The sequence below is a fragment of the Stenotrophomonas sp. NA06056 genome, from assembly GCF_013364355.1.
Classification (GTDB): domain Bacteria; phylum Pseudomonadota; class Gammaproteobacteria; order Xanthomonadales; family Xanthomonadaceae; genus Stenotrophomonas.
Genome location: NZ_CP054931.1, coordinates 739214 through 760770 on the forward strand (window position 1 = coordinate 739214; position 21557 = coordinate 760770).

General features: G+C 66.6%; 20 protein-coding genes. 15 read left to right on the forward strand and 5 right to left on the reverse strand.

The window, feature by feature from the left end:
- Nucleotides 1-51: 51 nt before the first annotated feature.
- Genes rdgB through rph form a run of 3 tightly spaced genes read right to left on the reverse strand, consistent with a single transcriptional unit; the run spans nucleotide 52 to nucleotide 1756 of the window.
- Nucleotides 52-648, reverse strand: coding sequence for an RdgB/HAM1 family non-canonical purine NTP pyrophosphatase (gene rdgB, locus HUT07_RS03280; RefSeq protein ID WP_176019718.1), 597 nt, complete (start codon nucleotides 646-648; stop codon nucleotides 52-54).
- Nucleotides 648-1034 (reverse strand): VOC family protein, encoded by a 387-nt coding sequence (locus HUT07_RS03285; RefSeq protein WP_176019719.1) that lies wholly within the window; start codon nucleotides 1032-1034, stop codon nucleotides 648-650. The genes rdgB and HUT07_RS03285 overlap by 1 nt, the downstream gene beginning before the upstream one ends.
- Nucleotides 1031-1756, reverse strand: coding sequence for a ribonuclease PH (rph, locus tag HUT07_RS03290; RefSeq protein WP_025874210.1), 726 nt, complete (start codon nucleotides 1754-1756; stop codon nucleotides 1031-1033). The genes HUT07_RS03285 and rph overlap by 4 nt, the downstream gene beginning before the upstream one ends.
- A gap of 122 nt (nucleotides 1757-1878) precedes the next feature.
- Between rph and HUT07_RS03295 the strand changes: the two genes are divergently transcribed.
- From HUT07_RS03295 to recG, 6 genes are all read left to right on the forward strand, one after another.
- Nucleotides 1879-2739 carry a YicC/YloC family endoribonuclease gene (locus HUT07_RS03295; protein WP_176019720.1) on the forward strand — a complete coding sequence of 287 codons (861 nt, stop codon included), beginning with the start codon at nucleotides 1879-1881 and terminating at the stop codon, nucleotides 2737-2739.
- A complete protein-coding gene (gene gmk, locus HUT07_RS03300; RefSeq protein WP_176019721.1) occupies nucleotides 2736-3398 on the forward strand; it encodes a guanylate kinase in 663 nt (220 codons plus the stop codon). Before HUT07_RS03295 ends, gmk begins: the two co-directional genes overlap by 4 nt.
- A gap of 110 nt (nucleotides 3399-3508) precedes the next feature.
- Complete coding sequence (gene rpoZ, locus HUT07_RS03305) at nucleotides 3509-3808, forward strand: DNA-directed RNA polymerase subunit omega (RefSeq protein WP_042614409.1); 300 nt, start codon at nucleotides 3509-3511, stop codon at nucleotides 3806-3808.
- 106 nt (nucleotides 3809-3914) lie between these two features.
- Nucleotides 3915-6077, forward strand: coding sequence for a bifunctional (p)ppGpp synthetase/guanosine-3',5'-bis(diphosphate) 3'-pyrophosphohydrolase (locus HUT07_RS03310; protein ID WP_025874213.1), 2163 nt, complete (start codon nucleotides 3915-3917; stop codon nucleotides 6075-6077).
- 138 nt (nucleotides 6078-6215) lie between these two features.
- Nucleotides 6216-6602 (forward strand): RidA family protein, encoded by a 387-nt coding sequence (locus HUT07_RS03315; RefSeq protein ID WP_025874214.1) that lies wholly within the window; start codon nucleotides 6216-6218, stop codon nucleotides 6600-6602.
- A gap of 6 nt (nucleotides 6603-6608) precedes the next feature.
- A complete protein-coding gene (recG, locus tag HUT07_RS03320; protein WP_176019722.1) occupies nucleotides 6609-8720 on the forward strand; it encodes an ATP-dependent DNA helicase RecG in 2112 nt (703 codons plus the stop codon).
- Nucleotides 8721-8833: 113 nt separating this feature from the next.
- On the opposite strand, the gene HUT07_RS03325 is transcribed toward recG, so the two are convergent.
- Nucleotides 8834-9244 carry a hypothetical protein gene (locus HUT07_RS03325; RefSeq protein ID WP_176019723.1) on the reverse strand — a complete coding sequence of 137 codons (411 nt, stop codon included), beginning with the start codon at nucleotides 9242-9244 and terminating at the stop codon, nucleotides 8834-8836.
- Nucleotides 9245-9968: 724 nt separating this feature from the next.
- On the opposite strand from HUT07_RS03325, the gene HUT07_RS03330 reads away from it, so the two are divergent.
- From HUT07_RS03330 to HUT07_RS03345, 4 genes are all read left to right on the forward strand, one after another.
- Nucleotides 9969-10907: a nucleoside hydrolase gene (locus HUT07_RS03330; protein WP_176019724.1), complete on the forward strand. Its 939-nt coding sequence runs from the start codon at nucleotides 9969-9971 to the stop codon at nucleotides 10905-10907.
- Nucleotides 10908-10995: 88 nt separating this feature from the next.
- Complete coding sequence (locus tag HUT07_RS03335; RefSeq protein WP_010484049.1) at nucleotides 10996-11238, forward strand: type B 50S ribosomal protein L31; 243 nt, start codon at nucleotides 10996-10998, stop codon at nucleotides 11236-11238.
- Nucleotides 11239-11534: 296 nt separating this feature from the next.
- Nucleotides 11535-12812, forward strand: a complete 1278-nt coding sequence (locus tag HUT07_RS03340) for a citrate synthase (RefSeq protein WP_089236664.1) — start codon at nucleotides 11535-11537, stop codon at nucleotides 12810-12812.
- Nucleotides 12813-13157: 345 nt separating this feature from the next.
- Nucleotides 13158-14252 carry a hypothetical protein gene (locus HUT07_RS03345; RefSeq protein WP_176019725.1) on the forward strand — a complete coding sequence of 365 codons (1095 nt, stop codon included), beginning with the start codon at nucleotides 13158-13160 and terminating at the stop codon, nucleotides 14250-14252.
- A gap of 239 nt (nucleotides 14253-14491) precedes the next feature.
- Here the strand turns inward: HUT07_RS03345 and HUT07_RS03350 are convergent, their stop codons facing one another.
- Entirely contained in the window at nucleotides 14492-15259 is a 768-nt protein-coding gene (locus HUT07_RS03350) for a helix-turn-helix transcriptional regulator (RefSeq protein ID WP_176019726.1), read from the reverse strand.
- A gap of 93 nt (nucleotides 15260-15352) precedes the next feature.
- Between HUT07_RS03350 and HUT07_RS03355 the strand changes: the two genes are divergently transcribed.
- From HUT07_RS03355 to HUT07_RS03375, 5 genes are all read left to right on the forward strand, one after another.
- Nucleotides 15353-16108: an alpha/beta hydrolase gene (locus HUT07_RS03355; RefSeq protein ID WP_176019727.1), complete on the forward strand. Its 756-nt coding sequence runs from the start codon at nucleotides 15353-15355 to the stop codon at nucleotides 16106-16108.
- A 280-nt stretch (nucleotides 16109-16388) separates the two neighbouring features.
- Nucleotides 16389-16892 (forward strand): CS1 type fimbrial major subunit, encoded by a 504-nt coding sequence (locus HUT07_RS03360; RefSeq protein ID WP_176019728.1) that lies wholly within the window; start codon nucleotides 16389-16391, stop codon nucleotides 16890-16892.
- A gap of 53 nt (nucleotides 16893-16945) precedes the next feature.
- The gene (locus HUT07_RS03365; protein ID WP_176019729.1) at nucleotides 16946-19666 is read left to right on the forward strand and encodes a TcfC E-set like domain-containing protein; all 2721 of its coding nucleotides are present in this window, start codon (nucleotides 16946-16948) and stop codon (nucleotides 19664-19666) included.
- Entirely contained in the window at nucleotides 19663-20796 is a 1134-nt protein-coding gene (locus tag HUT07_RS03370) for a CfaE/CblD family pilus tip adhesin (protein WP_176019730.1), read from the forward strand. The genes HUT07_RS03365 and HUT07_RS03370 overlap by 4 nt, the downstream gene beginning before the upstream one ends.
- Before the next feature lie 17 nt (nucleotides 20797-20813).
- Nucleotides 20814-21512, forward strand: coding sequence for a pilus assembly protein (locus HUT07_RS03375; RefSeq protein ID WP_176019731.1), 699 nt, complete (start codon nucleotides 20814-20816; stop codon nucleotides 21510-21512).
- The last annotated feature ends 45 nt before the right edge of the window (nucleotides 21513-21557 follow it).

Sequence of the window (21557 nt, forward strand, 5' to 3'; positions counted from 1 at the left end):
ATCGGTAGTGCCGGCCGCTGGCCGGCTTCCCTGTGTTGATCGGGTGGGGTATCAGAGCCAGGCGGCGAGCTGCTGCTTGAGCTGCTGCAGGGCGATGGCGCGATGGCTGATGGCATTCTTCAACGCCGGTTCCATTTCCGCAGCGGTCAGGCCGTGGGCGGTATCCAGGAACACCGGGTTGTAGCCGAATCCATTCGTACCGCGCAGTTCGCGGATGATCTGGCCTTCCCAGCGGCCTTCGCAGATCAGCGGCTGCGGGTCGGTGGCATGGCGCAGCAACACGATCACCGCGTAGAAACGGGCAGTGCGCTGGCCGTCGGCAATGTCGGTCATCGCGTCCAGCAGCTTGGCATTGTTGGCCGCCGCGTTGGTCGGATGACCTGCATAGCGCGCGCTGTACAGGCCAGGCGCACCACCGAGCGCATCGACGATCAGCCCCGAATCATCGGCCAGCGCCGGCAGGCCGGTCGCTTCGCAGGCAGCGCGCGCCTTCAGCAGCGCGTTCTCGACGAAGGTCAGGCCGGTCTCTTCCACATCGCCCAGGCCCAGTTCGGCGGCCGAAGTGATCTGCAGCGGCAGGTCGGCGAGGATTTCCTGCATTTCCACCAGCTTGCCAGCGTTGTGGCTGGCCAGGACAAGCTTCTTCATCAGCGGGGCTCCAACAGGTCCCAGGTGTTGCCGTACAGGTCGCGGAATACCGCGACCGTGGCGTAGGGTTCTTCGCGCGGTTCTTCCAGGAACTCGACACCGGCGGCCAGCATCGCCGCGTGGTCACGGCGGAAGTCATCGGTATTGAGGAAGAAGCCGACGCGGCCGCCGGTCTGGTTGCCGATGCGGCTGCGCTGTTCGTCGTTGCTGGCGCGCGCCAGCAGCAGGGCGGCGACGCTGCCATCGGTCGGGCCGACCACCACCCAGCGCTTGCTGCCCTGGTCGATATCTTCCAGCAGCTGGAAGCCGAGCTTGCCGGTGTACCAGGCAATGGCTTCGTCGTAATCGGCCACCACGAGGGTGGTCAGGGCAATGCGCCGGTTCATGCCGACAGCGCTGCCTGCTGCGCGGCCAGCAGCTCGGTCACGCCCTTCTCGGCCAGGCCCAGCAGTGCATCCAGTTCGTCGCGACGGAAGGCATGGCCTTCGGCGGTGCCCTGCAGCTCGATGAAGCCGCCACCGTCGTTCATCACCACGTTCATGTCGGTGTCGCAGTCGCTGTCTTCGGCGTAGTCCAGGTCCAGCACCGGGGTGCCGCGGTAAACGCCCACCGACACCGCCGCCACCGCACCGAGAATCGGGTTGCGCTTGATGTCGCCGCGCTTCATCAGCACGTTCACTGCATCGACCAGGGCCACATAGGCGCCGGTGATGGCTGCGGTGCGGGTGCCGCCGTCGGCCTGCAGCACGTCGCAGTCGAGGGTGATGGTGCGTTCGCCCAGTGCGTTGCGGTCCACGCAGGCGCGCAGGCTGCGGCCGATCAGGCGCTGGATTTCCAGCGTACGGCCACCCTGCTTGCCACGCGCCGCTTCACGGTCGCTGCGGGTGTGGGTGGCGCGCGGCAGCATGCCGTACTCGGCAGTCACCCAGCCTTCGCCCTTGCCACGCAGGAAGCCCGGTACCCGGTTCTCGATGCTGGCGGTGCACAGCACGCGGGTTTCGCCGAAGCAGACCAGCACCGAACCTTCGGCGTGGCGGGTGAAGCCGCGCTGGATGACGACCGGGCGCAGCTGATCGGGCTGACGGCCACTGGGGCGGAAATCGGACATGAGGCAGGTTCCGTTGGGAAAGGGAGTACGCCGCCATCCCCGCGGCCTTCACGGGGCGGGGAAAGGGGCTCAAAAGAGACCGCTAGGGTACCATTCCCCCTTTGCAAGCACCGGATACATCCATGATTCGAAGCATGACGGCCTATGCCGGCGGCGAGCGCTCCACCCCGTGGGGAACGCTGGGCTGCGAGCTGCGCTCGGTCAACCACCGGTTCCTGGAAGTGGGCACGCGCCTGCCCGAGGAACTGCGCGCATTGGAACCGCAGCTGCGTGAGCGCATTTCCGCACGCCTGAGCCGTGGCAAGCTGGATCTGGTGATGCGCCTGCGTGCGCCGGAATCGGCCGCCAGCCTGCAGGTCAACGAGGTGCTGCTGGGCCAGCTGGGCCAGCTGGCACACCGCCTGACCTCCGATTTCCCCAACCTGCAGGTCAGTTTCACCGATCTGCTGCAGCTGCCGGGCGTAACCCAGGGCGAGGCCACCGATGCCGCGGCCCTGCAGGTCGAAGCACTGGCGCTGCTGGACCAGGTACTGGACGGCTTCGTCGCCGCCCGCGAGCGTGAAGGCACGACGCTGGCCACCGCCATCGCCGAGCGCGTGGACGCCATCGAGCGCATCGCCGCCGAGGTCCGTACGTTGATTCCCGCCATTCGCGACGGCCAGCGCGCCAAGCTCGCCGCCCGTCTGGCCGACCTGCCGCACCCGGTCGATCCCGGCCGCGCCGAGCAGGAACTGGTGATGTGGCTGCAGAAGCTGGACGTGGACGAGGAACTGGACCGCCTGTCCAGCCACATCGTTGAGATCCGCCGCGTGCTGAAGCAGCGCGAGCCGGTCGGCCGCCGCCTGGACTTCCTGCTGCAGGAGTTCAACCGCGAGGCCAACACGCTGGGCTCGAAGTCGGTGGACAGCCGCACCTCCAATGCCGCCGTTGAGCTGAAGGTGCTGATCGACCAGATCCGCGAGCAGGTGCAGAACATCGAATGAGCATTTCCAAGCCCTCGGCCGCGATCGCACGCGGCACGCTGTACATCGTTGCCGCCCCCTCCGGCGCCGGCAAGAGCAGCATCGTCAACGCCACCCTGGCGCGCGATCCGCAGATCGCGCTGTCGATCTCCTTCACCTCGCGGGCCATGCGCCCGGGGGAAGTGAACGGCCAGCACTACCACTTCGTCAGCGCCGAAAAGTTCGAGGAGATGATCGCTGCGGGCGACTTCTTCGAACACGCCTGGGTGCATGGCGACTGGAAGGGCACTGCCCGCCAGTCGGTGGAGCCGCAGTTGAACGCCGGCCAGGACGTGCTGCTGGAAATCGACTGGCAGGGCGCGCAGCAGGTGCGCCAGCTGGTGCCGGGTACGGTGACGGTGTTCATCCTGCCGCCGTCCAAGCAGGCCCTGCAGGACCGCATGCGCAAGCGCGGCCAGGACAGCGAGGCGGTCATCGCCCAGCGGCTGGGCGCCGCCCGCGATGAAATGCTGCACTTCAACGAGTTCGACTACGTCATCGTCAATGAAGTGTTCGACACCGCCGTGGACGAGCTGTGTGCGATCTTCACCGCCAGCCGCCTGCGCCGGGAGGCCCAGAAGGTCCGCCATGCCGGCCTGATCCAGGCCCTGTTGACCCCGGATGCGGGTTCAACTGATTGATTCATAAAGGGTCCGGTGGGGGCTGGCTTGATTTTGTCCAGCCCCTGCCAGTACACTCCGTCCCCTTTCCCTCATTCGACTGAGCGGCCGACCGGTCGCCGGGAGCCCGTATGGCCCGCATTACCGTAGAAGATTGCCTGGAAGTCGTTAACAACCGTTTCGAGCTGGTGATGATGGCCTCCAAGCGCGCCCGCCAGCTCGCCAACGGCGTGCAGGCCACGCTGGACAACAGCGAGACCGAGGACAAGCCGACCGTGCTGGCACTGCGTGAGATCGCTGCCCGCAGGATCGACAACGCGCTGATCGACGAAGTCGAGAAGGCCGAGCGTGAGCGCGCCGAGCGCGAAGCGCTGGAGTGGGCCGCCGCTGAAGTGGTCGCCGACGAAGACATGTCCAAGAACGACGATTGATCGCATCGATCAACGTCATCGCTGGATACGCCGAACAGCCCGCCCCGTGCGGGCTGTTTCGCATTCAGGGTTTGCCGTAAACGTCGCGCTGGCATAGGCTTTGGCCATGAACCCAGGCCCCACTGCCAAGGTCGCCGCAGTCCCCGCTGCCGCCGTACCCGATTACGTCCTCCAGCTCGAACGCGCCGCCCACTACCTGCCGCCCGAGCAGCTGCCGCTGCTGCGCCGTGCGTGGGAAGTCGGCGCCTCCGCGCACGCTGGGCAGACGCGCAAGTCGGGCGAGCCCTACATCACCCATCCGGTGGCCGTGGCCCAGGTGCTGGCCGAGCTCGGCCTGGACGTGGAAGCGCTGATCGCCGCGATCCTGCACGACACCATCGAAGACACCCCGCTGACCCGCGAGGCCCTGTCGGCCGAGTTCGGTGAAGCCGTGGCCGAGCTGGTGGATGGCGTCACCAAGCTGGACAAGCTGAAGTTCCGCGACCGCCAGGAAGCGGCCGCCGAGAGCTTCCGCAAGATGCTGCTGGCGATGTCGCGCGACCTGCGCGTGATCATGATCAAGCTGGCTGACCGCCTGCACAACATGCGCACGCTGGGCGCACAGAGCCGCGAAGCGCGGGGCCGCATCGCCCGCGAGACGCTGGAGATCTACGCCCCGATCGCGCAGCGGCTGGGCATGAGCCTGGTCAAGAGCGAACTGCAGAACCTGGGCTTCAAGGCGCTGTACCCGTGGCGCCACGCGATCCTGGAAAAGCACATCCGCAGCCAGCCGGTGGTGCGCCGCGAGGCGCTGGCGCAGGTGGAGGTGCAGCTGTCGCAGCGCCTGGCCAAGGAGGGCATCGAGCATCGCCTGGTCAGCCGCATCAAGACCCCGTGGAGCATCTACAACAAGATGCGCGACGAGAACAAATCCTTCGACCAGGTGATGGACGTGTTCGGCTTCCGCCTGGTCGTGCGCGGCGTGCCGCAGTGCTACCACTCGCTGGGTGCGGTGCATGCCGCGTTCAAACCACTGGATGGGCGCTTCCGCGATTTCATCGCGATCCCCAAGGCCAACGGGTACCAGTCGCTGCATACCGTGCTGTTCGGGCCGTACGGTTCGCCGATCGAAGTGCAGATCCGCACCGAGGAGATGGACCTGATCGCCGAACGCGGCGTGGCTGCGCACTGGACCTACAAGTTCGGCGGTGATTCGCCCAACAGCGCGCAGAGCCGCGCGCACGCCTGGATCGTCGAACTGATCGATTCGCAGCGTGCTGCGGGTTCGTCGCTGGAGTTCCTCGACAACGTCAAGGTCGACCTGTTCCCGGACGAGGTCTACCTGTTCACGCCGAAGGGCAAGATCCTCGCCCTGCCACGTAATTCCACCGCGCTCGACTTCGCCTATGCCGTGCATACCGATGTCGGCAACATGGCCGTGGCCTCGCGCGTGGACAAGAAACTGGTGCCGTTGCGTACCAAGCTGGTGTCGGGGCAGTCGGTGGAGATCATCACCGCGCGCTCGGCCACGCCCAAGCCGCAGTGGCTGGAGTTCGTGGTCACCAGCAAGGCGCGCACCGCCATCCGCCACCAGCTCAAGCAGCTGGAGCACGAAGATGCCGTGCAGCTGGGCCACCGCATGCTCGACCGCGCGCTGGAGGCCATGGACAGCTCGCTGGAACGGCTGCCGAAGGGGCGCCTGGATGCGTTCCTGGCAGAGCACCGGTTCCCGCGCCTGGAGGCCCTGCTGGCCGAAGTCGCGCTGGGCAACTGGATGCCGACCCAGGCCGCACAGGCGCTGATGGCGTACGCCGAACTGCGCGGCGGCGCGCATTCGCGCCACAGCTCGCAGGAAAAGATCCTCATCAACGGCAGCGAGCGCGGCGTGGTCACCTTCGCCGGCTGTTGCCAGCCGATTCCGGGCGACGACATCATGGGTTACCACACCGCCGGCAAGGGCATCGTGGTGCATCGCATGGATTGCCCGAACCTGGCCGAGCTGCGCAAGTCGCCCGAGCGTTGGGTGCTGATCGGCTGGGACACCACCGTATCCGGCGACTACGACACCTCGCTGGTGGTGGAAGTGGAGAACGGCACCGGCGTGCTCGCACAGCTGGCTGCAGCGATCGCGCAGAGTCATTCCAACATCGAGCGCGTGGATTACCTGGACCGCGATTTCAACGCCGCGGTGCTGGCGTTCAACATCCAGGTACGCGACCGCAACCACCTGGCCGAAGTCATGCGTCGCCTGAGGCGCCTGTCGGTCGTGCAGGCGGTTCGCCGCCAGTAGATCCACGCCATGCGTGGATGATTCCGGCCGTGCCGGCCCGCCGCGCGGTTCATGCGGGGTAGATCCACGCCATGCGTGGATGCATCCCCACCCGGTACAATCACCGCTCTGTTTTCCCCCAACGCACCGGAGCGACCCATGTCCCGCCAGATCATCAACACCGAAAAGGCCCCGGCCGCCATCGGCCCGTACTCGCAGGCCGTGCGCGCCGGCAACACCGTGTATTTCTCCGGCCAGATTCCGCTGGACCCGGCCACCGGCGACATCGTCGGCGTGGGTGACGTCGAAGCACAGGCCCGTCGTGCCTTCGACAACCTCAAGGCCGTGGCCGAAGCAGCAGGCGGTTCGCTGGACAAGGTCGTGCGTCTGGGCCTGTACCTGACCGACCTGGCTGAGTTCGCCAAGGTCAACGCCGTGATGCAGGATTACTTCCAAGCCCCGTTCCCGGCCCGTTCCACCATCGAAGTTTCCGGCCTGCCGAAGGGCGCCAACTTCGAGGTCGACGCAGTGATGGTCATCGACTGACCCCACGTGGCACGCAAGGCGGCGGTCACTCCGGCACTGTCACCCTCCGGTGAAGCATCGCTTGCGATGCTCGCCGGCGTCGGTCCGGCCGTGGCCGCCAAGCTGCAGGCGCGTGGCCTGGCCACCCTGCAGGATCTCTGGCTGCACCTGCCGCTGCGCTATGAGGACCGCACCCGGCTGACCCGCATCGAAGACCTGCGCAACGGCATTCCGGCGCAGGTGGAAGTGCGGGTGGTCGCCGTCGAGCGCGGCATGCGCTACCGGCCGATGCTGAAGGTGGCGGTGGAGGACGAAGGGCAGGGCACCCTGGTGCTGCGCTTCTTCCACTTCCGCCAGCAGCAGGTCGGCCAGTTCGCGGTCGGCAATCGCCTGCGCTGCTTCGGTACGCCCAAGCCCGGGCACCTGGGGTTGGAGATCGTCCATCCCAGTTACCAGCTGCTGGGGCGCAATGACGACCCCGATCTCGGCGATCGCCTCGACCCGGTGTATCCCACCGTCGAAGGCGTTGGCCCGATGACCATGCGCAAGCTGATCGGCCAGGCGCTTGATCGCCTGCCGGAAGAAAGCACGCTGGAACTGCTGCCGACCGGCTGGCTCGACGGCCTCGGCCTGCCATCGCTGCGCAGCGCGCTGCTGACCGTGCACCAGCCACCGCCGGATGCCGATCTGGCCGCACTCGCTGCTGGCACCCATCCAGCGCAGCGCCGGCTGGCGATGGAAGAGCTGCTGGCGCACCACCTCAGCCTGCGGCGCCAGCGCATTGCATTGCAGGCGCATCACGCGCCGCCGCTGGCCGGTCCCGGCAAGCTGGCCAAGGCGCTGCTCAAGCAGCTGCCATTCGCGTTGACCGGTGCGCAGGCGCGCGTGTTCAAGCAGATCCGCGAAGACCTCGCACGGCCCAGCCCGATGCTGCGGCTGGTGCAGGGCGATGTCGGTTCCGGCAAGACCGTGGTGGCCGCGTTGGCGGCGATGCTGGCGGTGGAGCAGGGCAAGCAGGTCGCACTGGCCGCGCCCACCGAACTGCTGGCCGAACAACATCTCAACAACCTGCGCGGCTGGCTGGAACCGCTGGGCGTGCGTATCGCCTGGCTGGCCGGCAAGGTCACCGGCAAGGCGCGCGCGAAGGTGATGGAACAGGTGGCCAACGGCGAAGCGCAGGTCGTGGTGGGTACCCACGCGCTGATGCAGGAAGCGGTGGTGTTCCAGGATCTGGCCCTGGCCATCGTCGACGAGCAGCACCGCTTCGGCGTGCACCAGCGGCTTGCGCTGCGCGACAAGGGCAAGGGCGGCAACAACGTGCCGCATCAGCTGGTGATGACCGCCACGCCGATTCCGCGCACGCTGGCGATGTCCGAATACGCCGACCTGGATGTATCGGCCATCGACGAACTGCCACCGGGCCGCACACCGGTACAGACCGTTGCATTGAACAACGATCGTCGCCCCGAGCTGATCGAGCGCATCGCCCTGGCCTGCCAGGAAGGGCGTCAGGTCTATTGGGTGTGCACACTCATCGAAGAAAGTGAAGAACTGGATGCCACGCCCGCGCAAGCCACCTACGAATCGCTGCAGGCGCTGCTGCCCGGCGTGCGCGTGGGGCTGGTGCATGGCCGGCTGAAAGCGGCCGAGAAGCTGGCAACGATGGTCGCGTTCAAGGCCGGCGACATCGACCTGCTGGTGGCGACCACGGTGATCGAAGTGGGCGTGGACGTGCCCAACGCCTCGCTGATGGTGATCGAGAATGCCGAGCGCCTGGGCCTGGCCCAGCTGCATCAGCTGCGTGGCCGCGTCGGCCGTGGTTCGGCGGTGTCGCGCTGCGTGCTGCTGTACCAGGCACCGCTTTCGCAGATGGCGCGCGAACGCCTGCAGACCATGCGCGAAACCAACGACGGTTTCGTCATCGCCGAGAAGGATCTGGAACTGCGCGGTCCCGGCGAACTGCTGGGCACCCGCCAGACCGGCCTGGCCGGTTTCCGCATTGCCGATCTGGCCCGCGATGCGGGTTTGCTGCCGGGCGTGCATGAACTGGCCGAACGCCTGTTGGCGCAGCAACCGGCGCTTGCAGATCGCGTGGTGCAGCGCTGGATCGGCACGGCCGTGCGTTACGCCTCGGCCTGATCCCTGTAGAGCCGAGCCCATGCTCGGCTGCCGTTCGCGCTGCGCGCGTGCATCGAGCATGGATCGCCCCTACAAAAGCCTATCCACGCATGGCATGGATCTACTGGTATCTGCTAGACGGCAGTCAACTGCGTCCCCATGTATTCGGACAAACCACGGCAGGCCAGCAGCAGTCCTTCGCGGATGTCATCGCCTATCTGCTGCACTTCTTCGCCGTCCACGCGCACGCGCTCACTGGCGTGCAGCATCTCCAGCAGCATGATCAGCCCGGCATTGGCGCGGTCGATGCGGGCCAGCGCCACACGTTGCCCCGGCGTATGCCACCGGCTTGGCCACGGCTGACCGTCGGCACCTTCGCCCTGACGGATGCGCCTGAGGCAACCCAGCAAGGTGAAGCCGTCATCCGCAGGTGCGCTCGCAGGGGCGGCGAGGGTGGTTTCCAGGGCCTGCGCCAGTTCATCGGGGATGCTGGCGGCGGCGTCGCCGAGCGTGGCGAACAGGAAGGGATAGCGGGATGCGGTCATGTCGGCAGTCCTTGTGCGCAAGGCAAGAGGCCACCCACGCGAAGGCGAGGGTGGCGGGCGGTGAGTGGTTGCAATACCGGTGACTGCCTCAAGAACGCCGGCGGGCGCGAAGCCCCCACGCACCGCCCGCCATAAAACGCACGGACGGATTGCCTGCCGGACGCCACGCAGGAACACGCGCGCAACGCCGGCAGGCAAGCGTAAACAACAAGGCAGTCAAACGGGATTGCAAGCCCGTGCCATCCGTTGTCGATGGCCTCTCATGATGTCCACGACAGCCCCCGTCGCTTCAATCAGAATCATTGGAAAAATCGAAAACGCTGCAGTTGCAGCGTGGCCCTGCGAGGCGGGCTGATTACGTCATTGTTCTCGATCCTTCCGACATCCATCCACGCATGGCGTGGATCTACCAATTCCATTTCCATCGATTCCGTCAATTGCATTTCCAGAAATCCGGCAGCCGCACGTAACCTGTCGAAGGCGGGGTGGGTCCGGTGGTGGGGGTGTCCGCGGCATGGATGCCGCGGCCAAGCCCCCAGGGATGGGTTCACGGCGTCCCCCGCAACCGGACCCATCCCGCCACCCCAAGGAATGCCAGCTTTTGCCGTTGCCGTTGCTCCTGCCCTTGCGGGTGCAGGGCGCCGCCCTGCCGAACCCGAACCCCCATACTTGCAACGGTCATCTTCCCGGTCCACACTTCGTTGCCGATCTGAAGACGGCAACGATGACCAAGAAGATCCCGCTGTTGATCGATACCGACCCCGGTGTCGACGACGCACTGGCCCTGCTGATGGCCTTCGCCGATGAACGGCATGACGTGGTCGCCCTGACCATCGCCGCCGGCAACGTAGGCCTGCAGTACACCGTCCGCAACGCCCTCAAGCTCTGCGACATCGTCGGCCGCGCCGACGTGCCGGTGTTCGCCGGCAGCCCCGATCCGCTGCTGCATCCGTCCGTTGACGCCGCCCACGTGCATGGCCGCGATGGCTACGGCGACGTCGATCTGCCGCCGCCGAGCCGCCAGGCCGACGCCGAACATGCCGCATTGGCGATCCTGCGTCTGTCGCACGAACATGCCGGCGAACTGATGCTGGTGATGCTCGGCCCGCTGACCAACCTGGCGCTGGCGCTGAAGCTCGATCCGACCCTGCCACAGCGCATCAAGCGCATCGTGGTGATGGGCGGGGCAGTCACCTGCCACGGCAACATCACCCCGGCAGCCGAATTCAACATCGCCTTCGATCCGGAAGCGGCGCACGTGGTGTTCACCTCGTTCAAGCACCTGCTGGTGTCGGACTGGGAAGCCACCGTTGCCCACGGCCTGCCGCTGACCGAAGCCGAGCAGTGGCTGGGCGCCGATTCCGATCGCGCGCGCTTCTACGAGCTGATCTCGCGCAAGACCCGTGGCCTGTCCGAAGACAGCAAGGGCGGCCGTTGGTACACCGCCGATGCGCTGGCCATGGCCTGGGCGCTGAACCCGGAAGGCCAGCTGCAGGTCGAGTCGCGGCCGCTGAATGTGGAGCTGAACGGCACGTTCAGCCGTGGCGCCACCATCGTCGACTGGAACCGCCAGACCGGCCAGCCGGACAACTGCGATCTGCTGATGGCCTACGACCAGGGGCGTTTCGAGGCCCTGGTACGCCAGGCCCTGGGCGCAGGCTGAGGCCAGTTCCCCCGCACTGGTTGCCCCGGGCGGCAACCAGTGCTTATAATGCCGCTCTTGACCACCAGCCCATTTACGGTGTGAGCCCATGAAGGCCGATATCCATCCGAACTACCGCGACGTCGTCTTCCATGACGTCACCTCCGATTTCAAGATCCTGACCCGCTCGACCATGGCGACGAAGGAAACCATCAAGTGGGAAGACGGCAACGACTACCCGCTGGTGAAGGTTGAAATTTCCTCGGCTTCGCATCCGTTCTACACGGGCAAGCACAAGGTCATCGACACCTCGGGCCGTATCGACAAGTTCCAGAAGCGCTACGCGCGCTGATACGTCGTACCCGGTTCGAACCGACGGCCGCGCTCTGCGCGGCCGTTTGTTTTTGTCCAGCGCCTACCCAACGGGCGTTTGGATGGACGGAACACTGCGTCCTTGTGACACCGCTTTTGCCGATCCGGGCCGCTTGCTGGCAGGGTGCCGGCTGCCTGTCGTCTACGACTTCTGTCTAGCGCCGGGGAAATGCTGCTGTGCGATAATGACCTGATCCCCGGCACAGGCCGAGGACGTCATTCACGTGCCTGACCAATGCGCTTGGGCAGGCGCCTTCCCATGAAGGAGCGCACACAGTGTCCGATCTTGATCAGGTCACGCTCAACGCCGGCGATACGTCGGTCGTTCTGCCCGTCATCAAACCCACCCTCGGCAACGACTGCGTCGACATCGCGAAGCTGACCAAGGAAACGGGGTATTTCACCTACGATTCCGGTTTCACCGCGACGGCCAGCTGCAAGTCCGCCATCACCTACATCGACGGCGACAAGGGCGTGCTGCTGTATCGCGGTTACCCGATCGAGCAGCTGTCGGAGAAGTCGAGCTACGTCGAAGTGGCCTACCTGCTGATCAACGGCGAGCGCCCGAGCGCCGAGCAGCTGAAGGCCTTCACCGACGAGCTGGCGGCCGAAGCCAACGTCGATGCATCGATCAACACCCTGATCGGCAGCTTCGCCAAGGATGCCCATCCGATGGCCATCCTGACCGCCGCCATCGCGCAGCTGTCGGGCATCTACCACGCTTCGCTGGACCTGTCCGACGCCGAACAGCGCCGCCAGGCCGCCGTGCGCCTGATCGCCAAGGTGCCGACCCTGTCGGCGCTGATCTACCGCCACGGCAAGGGCCTGCCGGCCAACAAGCCGGACACCTCGCTGGACTACGTCAGCCGCTTCCTGAAGCAGACCTTCGAGTCGGCTGATGGCCAGTACGAGCTGAACCCGGATGTGGTCAAGGCGCTGGACCTGCTGTTCATCCTGCACGCCGACCACGAGCAGAACGCCTCGACCTCGACCGTGCGCCTGGTCGGTTCGACCGGTGCCAACCCGTACGCGTCGGTCGCCGCTGGCGTCACCGCGCTGTGGGGTCCGGCCCACGGCGGTGCCAACGAAGCCGTGCTGAAGATGCTGGAAGAGATCGGTTCGGCAGACAACGTCGAGTCCGCTGTGCTCAAGGCCAAGGACAAGACCTCCGGCTTCCGCCTGATGGGCTTCGGCCACCGCGTGTACAAGAACTTCGACCCACGCGCGAAGGTCATCGGCGAGATGACCGGCAAGGTGCTCAAGCAGCTGGGCGTGCAGGATCCGCTGCTGGACGTGGCGGTGAAGCTGGAACAGGCCGCGCTGCAGGACGAGTACTTCGTCGCCCGCAAGCTGTACCCGAACGTCGATTTCTACAGCGGCATCATCTACAAGGCGCTGCAGATCCCGACCGAGATGTTCACCGTCATGTTCGCCCTGGGCCGTACCTCCGGCTGGGTGTCGCATTGGCTGGAACAGCAGGTCGACCCGGAAATGAAGATCGGCCGTCCGCGCCAGGTCTACACCGGCCACGACGTGCGCGACTACCAGGGCTGATCGCTCTGCGTAGTTTGTGCTGGAGACGCCCCGCGATTGCGGGGCGTTTTTTTTTGGGGAGCGGGCTTGGTAGGTGCGGACCGTTGGTCCGCACGATTTCGGCGCCCGCGAAAAATCATCCACGCATGGCGTGGATCTACGTGGGTGCCTACCTTGGTTGGCACGATCTCGGCATCAAAGGAAAACCATCCACGCATGGCGTGGATCTACTGTGCCCCGGCACTTGGCACGATGTCCACCGCGCAAAGACCGCGTGATTCAAGGGTCTCTCCAGCTTCACAACCGCACGTGCAGCCTCAGGACACCAACTGCACCCGCAGCACCTGATACGGAGCGTTCGACCCCATGAGTACCCGATTCGACCCACCCGAGCGCGGCCCGCTTGGTCCCGACGTCGCCACTGTCGTCACCACTCCCATCGTGCCGCCCACCAGCGAGAGCGCAGTGTCGTGGGGCGCGATTCTGGCCGGTGCCGTTGCCGCCGCTGCGCTGTCCCTCATCCTGCTCATCCTGGGTGTAGGCCTTGGCCTGTCCTCGGTATCGCCGTGGTCGTTCGAGGGCGTTTCCAAGGAAACCTTCGGCTGGACCAGCATCGCTTGGCTCACCTTCACCGCGCTGGCCGCTTCGGGCCTGGGCGGCTATCTGGCAGGCCGACTGCGCACCAAGTGGACGCAGATCCATGGCGATGAAACCTACTTTCGCGATACCGCGCACGGCTTTGTGTCGTGGGCGGTGGCCACGCTGCTCACTGCTGGCCTGCTGACCTCGGCCATCGGTGGCGTGCTGGGCGCCGGCGCAAAGGTGGCTGGTGCCACCGCAGGCGCCGCGGTCTCCACCGCAGGTGTTGCTGCTGCCGGTGTCGGCACCGCGGCTGCCGGCGGCCAGGAAGGCGACCTCGACTACTGGGTGGATTCGCTGTTCCGCAACGCCACCCCGCCAGGCCCGGACGCCGCCGGTGCACCTCCGGCTCCGCCGGCAGCGGGCGCAGCACCGGGCAACGGCCCGATCGACCCTGCCGCACCGCCGCCGGCCGCCGCCAGCGTTGGCCCGCGTGACGCACGCACGGCCCCGCCGCCGCCGCGCCCGATGCCGGGCAATGGCCCGATGGGTGACCGTCGCGAAGTGCGTGCCGAAGTGAACCGCATCATCATCAACAGTCTGCAGGGAGATGGCCTGGACCCGGCCGATACCCAGTACCTGTCGCAGCTGATTGCGCGCGAGACGGGCATGAGTCCCGCCGAAGCGCAGGCCCGCGTGACCGACGTGCAGACCCGCATGCGTGCCGCGCTGGAAAAGGCCAAGACCACCGCCAAGCAGGCTGCCGATGATGCCCGCAAGGCCACGGCGTATGCCGCGCTGTGGCTGTTCATCACTCTGCTGATCGGCGCGTTCTTCGCCAGCCTCAGCGCCACCTGGGGCGGCCGTCGCCGCGACCTGTAATCCGCATCTGATGCAAGGAGACCTGCCATGAAGACGCTTCTGCTCTGGTTCCTGGGCGTACCGATTCCGCTGTTGATCCTGTACGCGATCTTCTTCTGAGATCGTGTCGTTGAGTGAGACCCATCAGGCCGCCGCGAAGCGGCCTGATGCCATCCACGTGTGCATGAGCGTCTGTAGCGTCGAGCCACGCTCGACTCACGCGCGCGCAGCGCGCAGGGCAGCCAGACGCAGGCCCGGTACTACGCCTCCGCGTACCGGCTCGGCGAACATCCCAGCACACGCCGGAAGGCCGCAGAAAACGCACTCGGGCTGGCATAGCCCAGGTCCAGCGCGATGCGGGTCACCGCTTGTCCCTGTCCAAGCCTTTCGATAGCCGCCAGCAGGCACACCTGCTGTCGCCACTCGGCGAAACTCACCCCGGTATCGGCGCGGAACAGGCGCGTGAACGTGCGCCGGCTCATGCCTGCGTCGGCGGCAACGCCATCAAGGCGGACGGCCAGCGAAGGGGTATCGAACAACGCACGGCAGACACGTGCAAGGCGAGCATCAGCGGGCAGTGGCGCGTGCAGGGAAAGCGCGGGCATCGCAGCGATCTCCGCCACCAGCAGCTGCATCAGCTTGCCGGCACGTCCGTTTTCGTCATACAGCGCAGGCAGGTCCACTGCACCCTCAAGCAGGTGTCGCAGCAGTGCAGAGACGTCGTGCACGCGGCATTGCATTGGCAGCGTCGCGGCAGCCTCGGCAGAGAGAAAGGCATTGAGCATCGTCACCGGCCCGCGCATGGTCATCTCATGGGCCAGCCCGGCCGGCACCCAGCAGGCGCGCTGCGGTGGCACCAGCCAGCGTCCCTGTGGCGTCGTCACGCTGATGGTGCCACGCGCAGCAAATGCGAACTGGCCACGTGCATGCGTATGCCGGGGAAAGGTCGATTCCGCTGCGTAATCGTTCGAGGTGACCACGACGTCGCGGGGCAGGTCTTCGTAGGGGTCGAGCAGGGTGTCGCGCATGGCCCGGATTCTATAGGGGATGACCCGCCATCAACGGCCGACCGGACGCACGCTTTCTAGCATGGAGGCCCCTCCAGACCGCACCGGCGCCCCATGACCAATTCCTTTCACCGCGTGGGGCAGGGGCCTCACCCCGTCCTGGTCCTGCACGGCTGGTTCGGCCACGCGCACGCGTTCGAACCCATCGAGCCCTGGCTGTCGCGCGATTACTTCAGCTACGTTTTCATGGACTGCCGGGGCTACGGCGGCATGCGTGATGCGCCGGGTCACTACAGCATCGACGAGATTGCCGGCGACGCGCTGGCGTTGGCCGATGCACTGGGGTTCGACCGATTCGACGTCGTTGGGCATTCGATGGGCGGCATGGCCATCGAGCGCATTGCCGTTCGCGCGCCACAGCGGGTCCGATCCATGCTTGCCATCGCACCGGTCCCCTGCGGCGGCATCGCCTACGACGCCGCAACGCGAAGCCTGCTTGAAGCGGCAGCCGGGGACGTCGGCTTCCGTCGGACCATCATCGACCGCAGTACCAGCGGACGCCTGCCTGCGGCCTGGCTGCAGTGGAAGGCGGACTGTTCGATGGCGCACTCATCGCCTGACGCATTTGCCGCCTATCTGCCTGCCTGGGCGGATACGGATTTCAGCAGTGAGATCATCGGCTGCCATCGGTTGAAGGTGCTGGTGGGTGAATACGACCCCACGTTCAATCTTGCACTGATGGAGCGCACCTACCTGCATCGCTATCGGGACGCCACGGTGGAGGTGCTGCGAAACGCCGGGCACTACCCGATGAATGAAACGCCATTGGCCCTGGTTGCGGCCATGGAGGCTTTCCTGCGGAACGGATGAATCTTCAAGGTGGATTGAACCAATGAGCAATGGAATATTTGCGTGCAATGAGGCTTATTGCATTCAGTGGATGAGGAAAGTTGCATAACCCTCAAACATTGAACGACCTCAAGGATTCCTCTTAACGTTCAGCTTTTTAGGAAAGCTTGAATAGTCTGCATGGCGCTGGGTTCCTAGCATTCTCTCCGTCGCCCGCAACCACCTCTGCGGGCGGCGCCTGCCTTCCGGTCATGCCGGAAGGCAGGCTTTCGATTATTCCCCCTGTCCGAGAGAGACACCCATGCACATGTTCAAGAAGGCCGCGCTGGCTGCAGCGCTGGTCACTGCGTCGCTGTCCGCGAATGCCGCCGAAACCCACATCACCATCCTGGCCGACGTCGACCCGACCCTGGCCCTGCTGCAGGCCGACGGCAGCCCGCTGCCGGACGCCGTCAAGCTCGACCACGCCCCGGGCCGTGGCCTGATTCCGTGGTCGCAGCAGGTGCGCATCTATTCCAACGACATCGACAAGGACATCGAAGTGCGCCTGATCAACGAGCCGGTGCTGATCGGCGATGCCGCCGGTACGCCGTCGGTGCCGCTGAAGGTCAGCCTGAACAGCCGCGAGCTGGGCCTGGCTGCCACCGATTACCTGGCTGCCGATCTGTTTGACGGCGCGCTGCCGGGTGCGTCGGTGTCCATGCCGCTGCAGATCGCACAGAAGACCCCAGGCGCCATCACCGTGGCCGACCGCTTCCAGGGCATGGTCAGCATCGCCATGAAGCAGAAGACCGCCAGCCCGTAAGTTCCGCCCCGCGCCGGCCCGCTTGCCGGGCCGGCCGCTTCTGGTTGCCCCCCATGAAAGCTACCGCCCCCGCCGTTACCCGGCTGGCGCTCGCGCTCGCCCTGTCGCTGGCCACGCCCCTGGTCGCAGCGCGCGGCGTTCCCGCCGGCTTCGAGGATCTGGTCGAAGGCCAGACCGAGCAGCTGGACGTGCGCCTGTTCGGCCGTTCGACCGGGTTGATGCCCGTGCGCGTCACCCTCGACCACGTGCAGCTGGAAGCGCCCGCCGAGGCGCTGCAGGCGCTGCAACTGCCCGCCGAAGCACAGGCCGCGCTTCTGCCCGCGCTGTCGCAGCCGCTGCCGCGCAACAGCCACCTGGCCTGCCGCTACGGCGGCGCCGCCGCCGGTTGCGGCTATCTCGATCCCCCGGAGGACCCCACCGCCGTGCGCGCACTGTATGACGAGGGCGAGGGCGCCGTGCGCCTGTTTGTCGCCCGCCAATGGATTCCCGGCGAGCCGGCCGCGCAGCGCCACCATCAGGTCAGCGCCAACGCCGAGAACGCCTTCCTGCACCAGCAGACGGTCAACCTCAGCGGCGGCCGCGACTACCAATCGCTGGCCGCGCAGGGGGCCGGCGTGCTGGGCCTGTTCGAGCGCGGCCATGTCTCGGCCAACTGGACCTTCAGCCACCAGCGTTACCGCAACCAGCGCACGCGGCACGACTTCCAGCTGGACAACGCCTACTACCGGCACGACATCGGCCCGGAGCACTACCTGCAGGCCGGGCGCATGGACCGCCGCAACCTGTCCAGCCCGCAGGGCGGCACCTTCAGTTTCAGCATGCTGCCGCTGGACCGTTTCCAGGGCCTGCGCATCGGCACCACCCAAGCCTACGTGGACAGCGAAGCGGCCGTGCAGGCCACGCCACTGACCGTGCTGCTGGCGCGCGATGCCCGCGTCGATGCCTTCGACGGCCAGCGCCTGCTCCAGACCTATTACCTGCAGGCCGGCATCAACCAGATCGATACGCGGCGCTTCCCGTTCGGCAACTACACCGTCACCCTGCGCATCTACGAAGACGGCGTGCTGGTACGCAGCGAAGAAGCGCCCTTCGACAAGGGCGGCGACTGGGCCGACAGCAGCGTGCAGTGGTTCCTGCAGGGCGGCCGCCGCAGCGAGCGCCGCAGCGACCAGTTCGACGGCGAGATGGCTGCCATGGCTGGTGTACGCGTGCCGCTGGGTCGCAGCGCCACCGTCACCGCTGGCGTGGCCGACCTGGCGGGCTTCAGCTATGGCGAACTGCGCGTGGACCTGCGCCGGGTGTTCGCCACGCAGGAGATCCGCGCCAGCTTCAGCAGCATGCAGGGCAGTGATGGCAGCCGCGGGCAGCAGCACCAGCTGTCCTACCGCCGCCACGCGTCCTGGAACCTGTACCAGCAGCGCATGCGCGGCAAGGCGTGCGAGTTCCGCGACGATGCCCGCGACCAGCTCGGCTGCGCCGATTCGCTCAGCGCCTCGGTGGCGTTGCCGGTGGCCGGTGGCCATGCCTACCTGGCCTATACCCGGCGCCAGACCTGGCGGCAGGGCGTGGGCATACCCGGCGATATCGACGATCCGCTGTACGGCCTGGACCCGTTGCTGCCGCCGTGGGCGCCGCGGCCCAGCCGCGAACCGCAGCTCAGCCGTACCTGGCAGGCCAGCTACAACCGCAGTGAACGCTGGGGCGACTTCAGCGCCTCCACGCGCGTGGGCGTGTGGCAGCAGCACAACGACGGCAGCCTGCGCAGCAGCCGCGACCGTGGCGTGTTTCTCACCCTTACCCTCACCCGCCTGCAGCAGGGCGAGCGCGGCACCGCGCAGCGCCGCTACGGGCTGGACCTGCGCCAGCCGCAGCACCAGCGCCCGGATGTGACCTACAGCGTGGCGCAGAGCCTGCGCCAGGACCACGACGACCAGTTCCGCGAATTGTCTGCCGAACTGCGCGGCAACAACAGCGACCGCTACAGCGCCACGCTCAGCGGGCAGCTGCAGAACCGCATCGGCCACACCGGCGCCACCGTGTCGCACTACCAGCAGCGCGGCCGCGATGAGCTGGCCTACAGCGCCACCCACAGTTCCGGCGTGGCGCTCGGCTCGCGCGGCCTGTACTGGGGCGGCGGCCTGGGCGCCGACGCAGGCCTGGCCGTGCAGGTGGATGGCACCGACGACCTGGAACTAACCGGCGTGGCCGCCGAACTGCAGGTGGGCGGCCTGCGCCGCCAGCGCCTGAAGCTGGGCGACCGCCGGCTGCTGCCGGTGTCGGCGTATCAGTCGCATCGTGCCGAAGTGCAGGATGCCAGCGCGCTGGACAGCATCGCCTCCATCCGCGTGACCGGCGTGGGCGGCGCGCGCCCGCTGTTCCTGCCGCCCGGCAAGCTGCTGCGCATGCCAGTGCCGATTGAAGTGACCTACACCTTCATCGGCAACGCGCACGACCTGGCCGGCACGCCGCTGCGCGGTGCCCGCATCCTCAACGCACCGGTGCCGGGCACCGGCAGCAACGGCGGCTTCGTGGCCGACTTCCCGCGCCGCGAAGCGGTGCTGTACCTGCTGCAGGACGACCGCCTGCTGCAATGCCCGCTGCAGGTGCGCGAGCGCCGCCAGGTGGTGCTGCTGGTGGGGGCCGTGCAGTGCGAACCGCTGAACGTGGCGCAGCTGCCGGCGGACATCCGCCAGCAGGCGCGGGTGACGCGTCTGCTGCAGGAAAAGGCGCTGATGGCCAGCAGCCAGCAGGCTGCCGCGGGAGGTGCGCGATGAGCCGGTGGCTGTGGTGGTGGCTGATGCTGTTCAGTGCGTTGGCGCTGGTGGTGCCGCAGGCGATGGCACAGCGGCCACCGGAAACGCATCCGACCGATGAGCATCGCGACATCGTGATGAGTTGGGATCGGTCTGCGATGCCGGGGGACATCGTGTTGATGCCACCGCGCACGCTGTTGGCGTACGACCATGTGGATCTGGGCAAGCGCTACGGCGAGCTGCATCTGACGTGTGTTTCTGATAGCAGCGCGGAGAGGGGGCGGTGCCCGGTGGAGGGGATCGAGGATCCTGATACTGGTCTCAGAAGTATCGCTCTGACTTTCGTTGAGCAACGCAGCCAAATGCATACAGAGTTGAGCATCCGGGGCGGGCTGGAACGGGCGCTCAGCAGTCGCGCCTGCTTGGGTGACTACTGGCAACTAGGGATCATCGCGCCATGGTCAACGTATGCCGCGGGCTGTGTGGCGGATGTTCCGGCCGGTGCAGCTGGTCAGATAGCCGTACCTGCGAATGAACTCAGCAAGCTCGTTGCAGGTATCTGGGCTGCAACGCTCGAAATCCGCGCCAACACCCCCGACACCCGCAGCCTCGCCACCTACACCTACCGCTTCGAACTCACGATCACCGACTACGACGCGGTCTCCATCTACCTGCCCGAGTTCCAGGAAGCCGCCCCCACCGTAGGCCTCAATCTCAGCTACGACCCCATCGCCCGAACCGTCGGTGGTCGCGCGCACCTGGACATGTGCCTGTACGACGGCCTCGGTTCGCAGAGTGAGTACCTGGGGGTCACCGTGCGCGACAGCGGCACGCGTCCTCCCGGTCCCACCGGCTATTCGGTCTGGCACACCAACGGTGGCAGCGATGACAGCCAACGCATGGACTACACCGTCATCCTCGACCACAACGGCGCGCGCATTCCCGTGCGCAACGGGGTGGAAGAACAACTGCGCAACATCGATACGGCGCGGTTGCGCCTGGTGATGTTGCCCGGGATGTCGCAGCCGGTGTTCTGCGTACCCACGCCGCTCACCCTCGATACCCCGCGCGTACCCATCGACGAGAAACGCTCTGGTGCCTACCAGGGCGATCTGAAGGTCGAACTGCGCCTGCCCACCTCCCGCCCGTGAAGTCGATGGAGCCCACTATGCATCCCGCCTTGTCCTGCCTGTTCACCTGCGCGCTGTTGCTTGCAGTCGCGCCCGCCCACGCCAACCTCACCGTGCATCCGATGCGTACCTCGGTAGAGGCCCGGAAGGGCGCGCAGATCCGCGTGTACTCGCAATCCACCACGGCGCAGTACGTACAGGCCACCGTTCGCCGCATCGACGATCCGGCCAGCACCGACGAGCAGGAAATCGAGATCGAGCCAGCCGACGCTGCCATTGCCATTACCCCGGGCAAGTTCGCCCTGGCCGGTGGCGGCAATCGCCTGATCCGGGTCATCCCGCTGCAGCCGGTGGAGAAGGAGACCGCCTACCGCGTGTACTTCGAAGGTGTGCGCGGTCCTGATGACGCCGAGCCGGACGATCCGGCTACCCGCGCCGCCGTGGGCATGAGCCTGATCTGGGGGGCGCTGGTGAACGTGGTGCCGGCCAACGGGCATGTAGACGTGCGCGTGCAGGGCAACAGCCTGGTCAATGCCGGAACCCTGCGCGTGGGCCTGACCAGCGTGGCCGACTGCGATGCGGCGGGCGCCTGCACCGCCCATGACGTCTCACGCAGCCTGTACCCCGGTGCATCCCTGCAATTGCCCTTTACCCCGAAGCCCGGCCATCGCCTGCAGCTGCGCTATCGGTTGACCCGCGATGGCTATCGCGAACACGTGCAGGCGCTCGCGCTCTGAAGCGCTCGATCCGTCGCGGCGGCGCGCAGCGACGGGCTTCTTTTC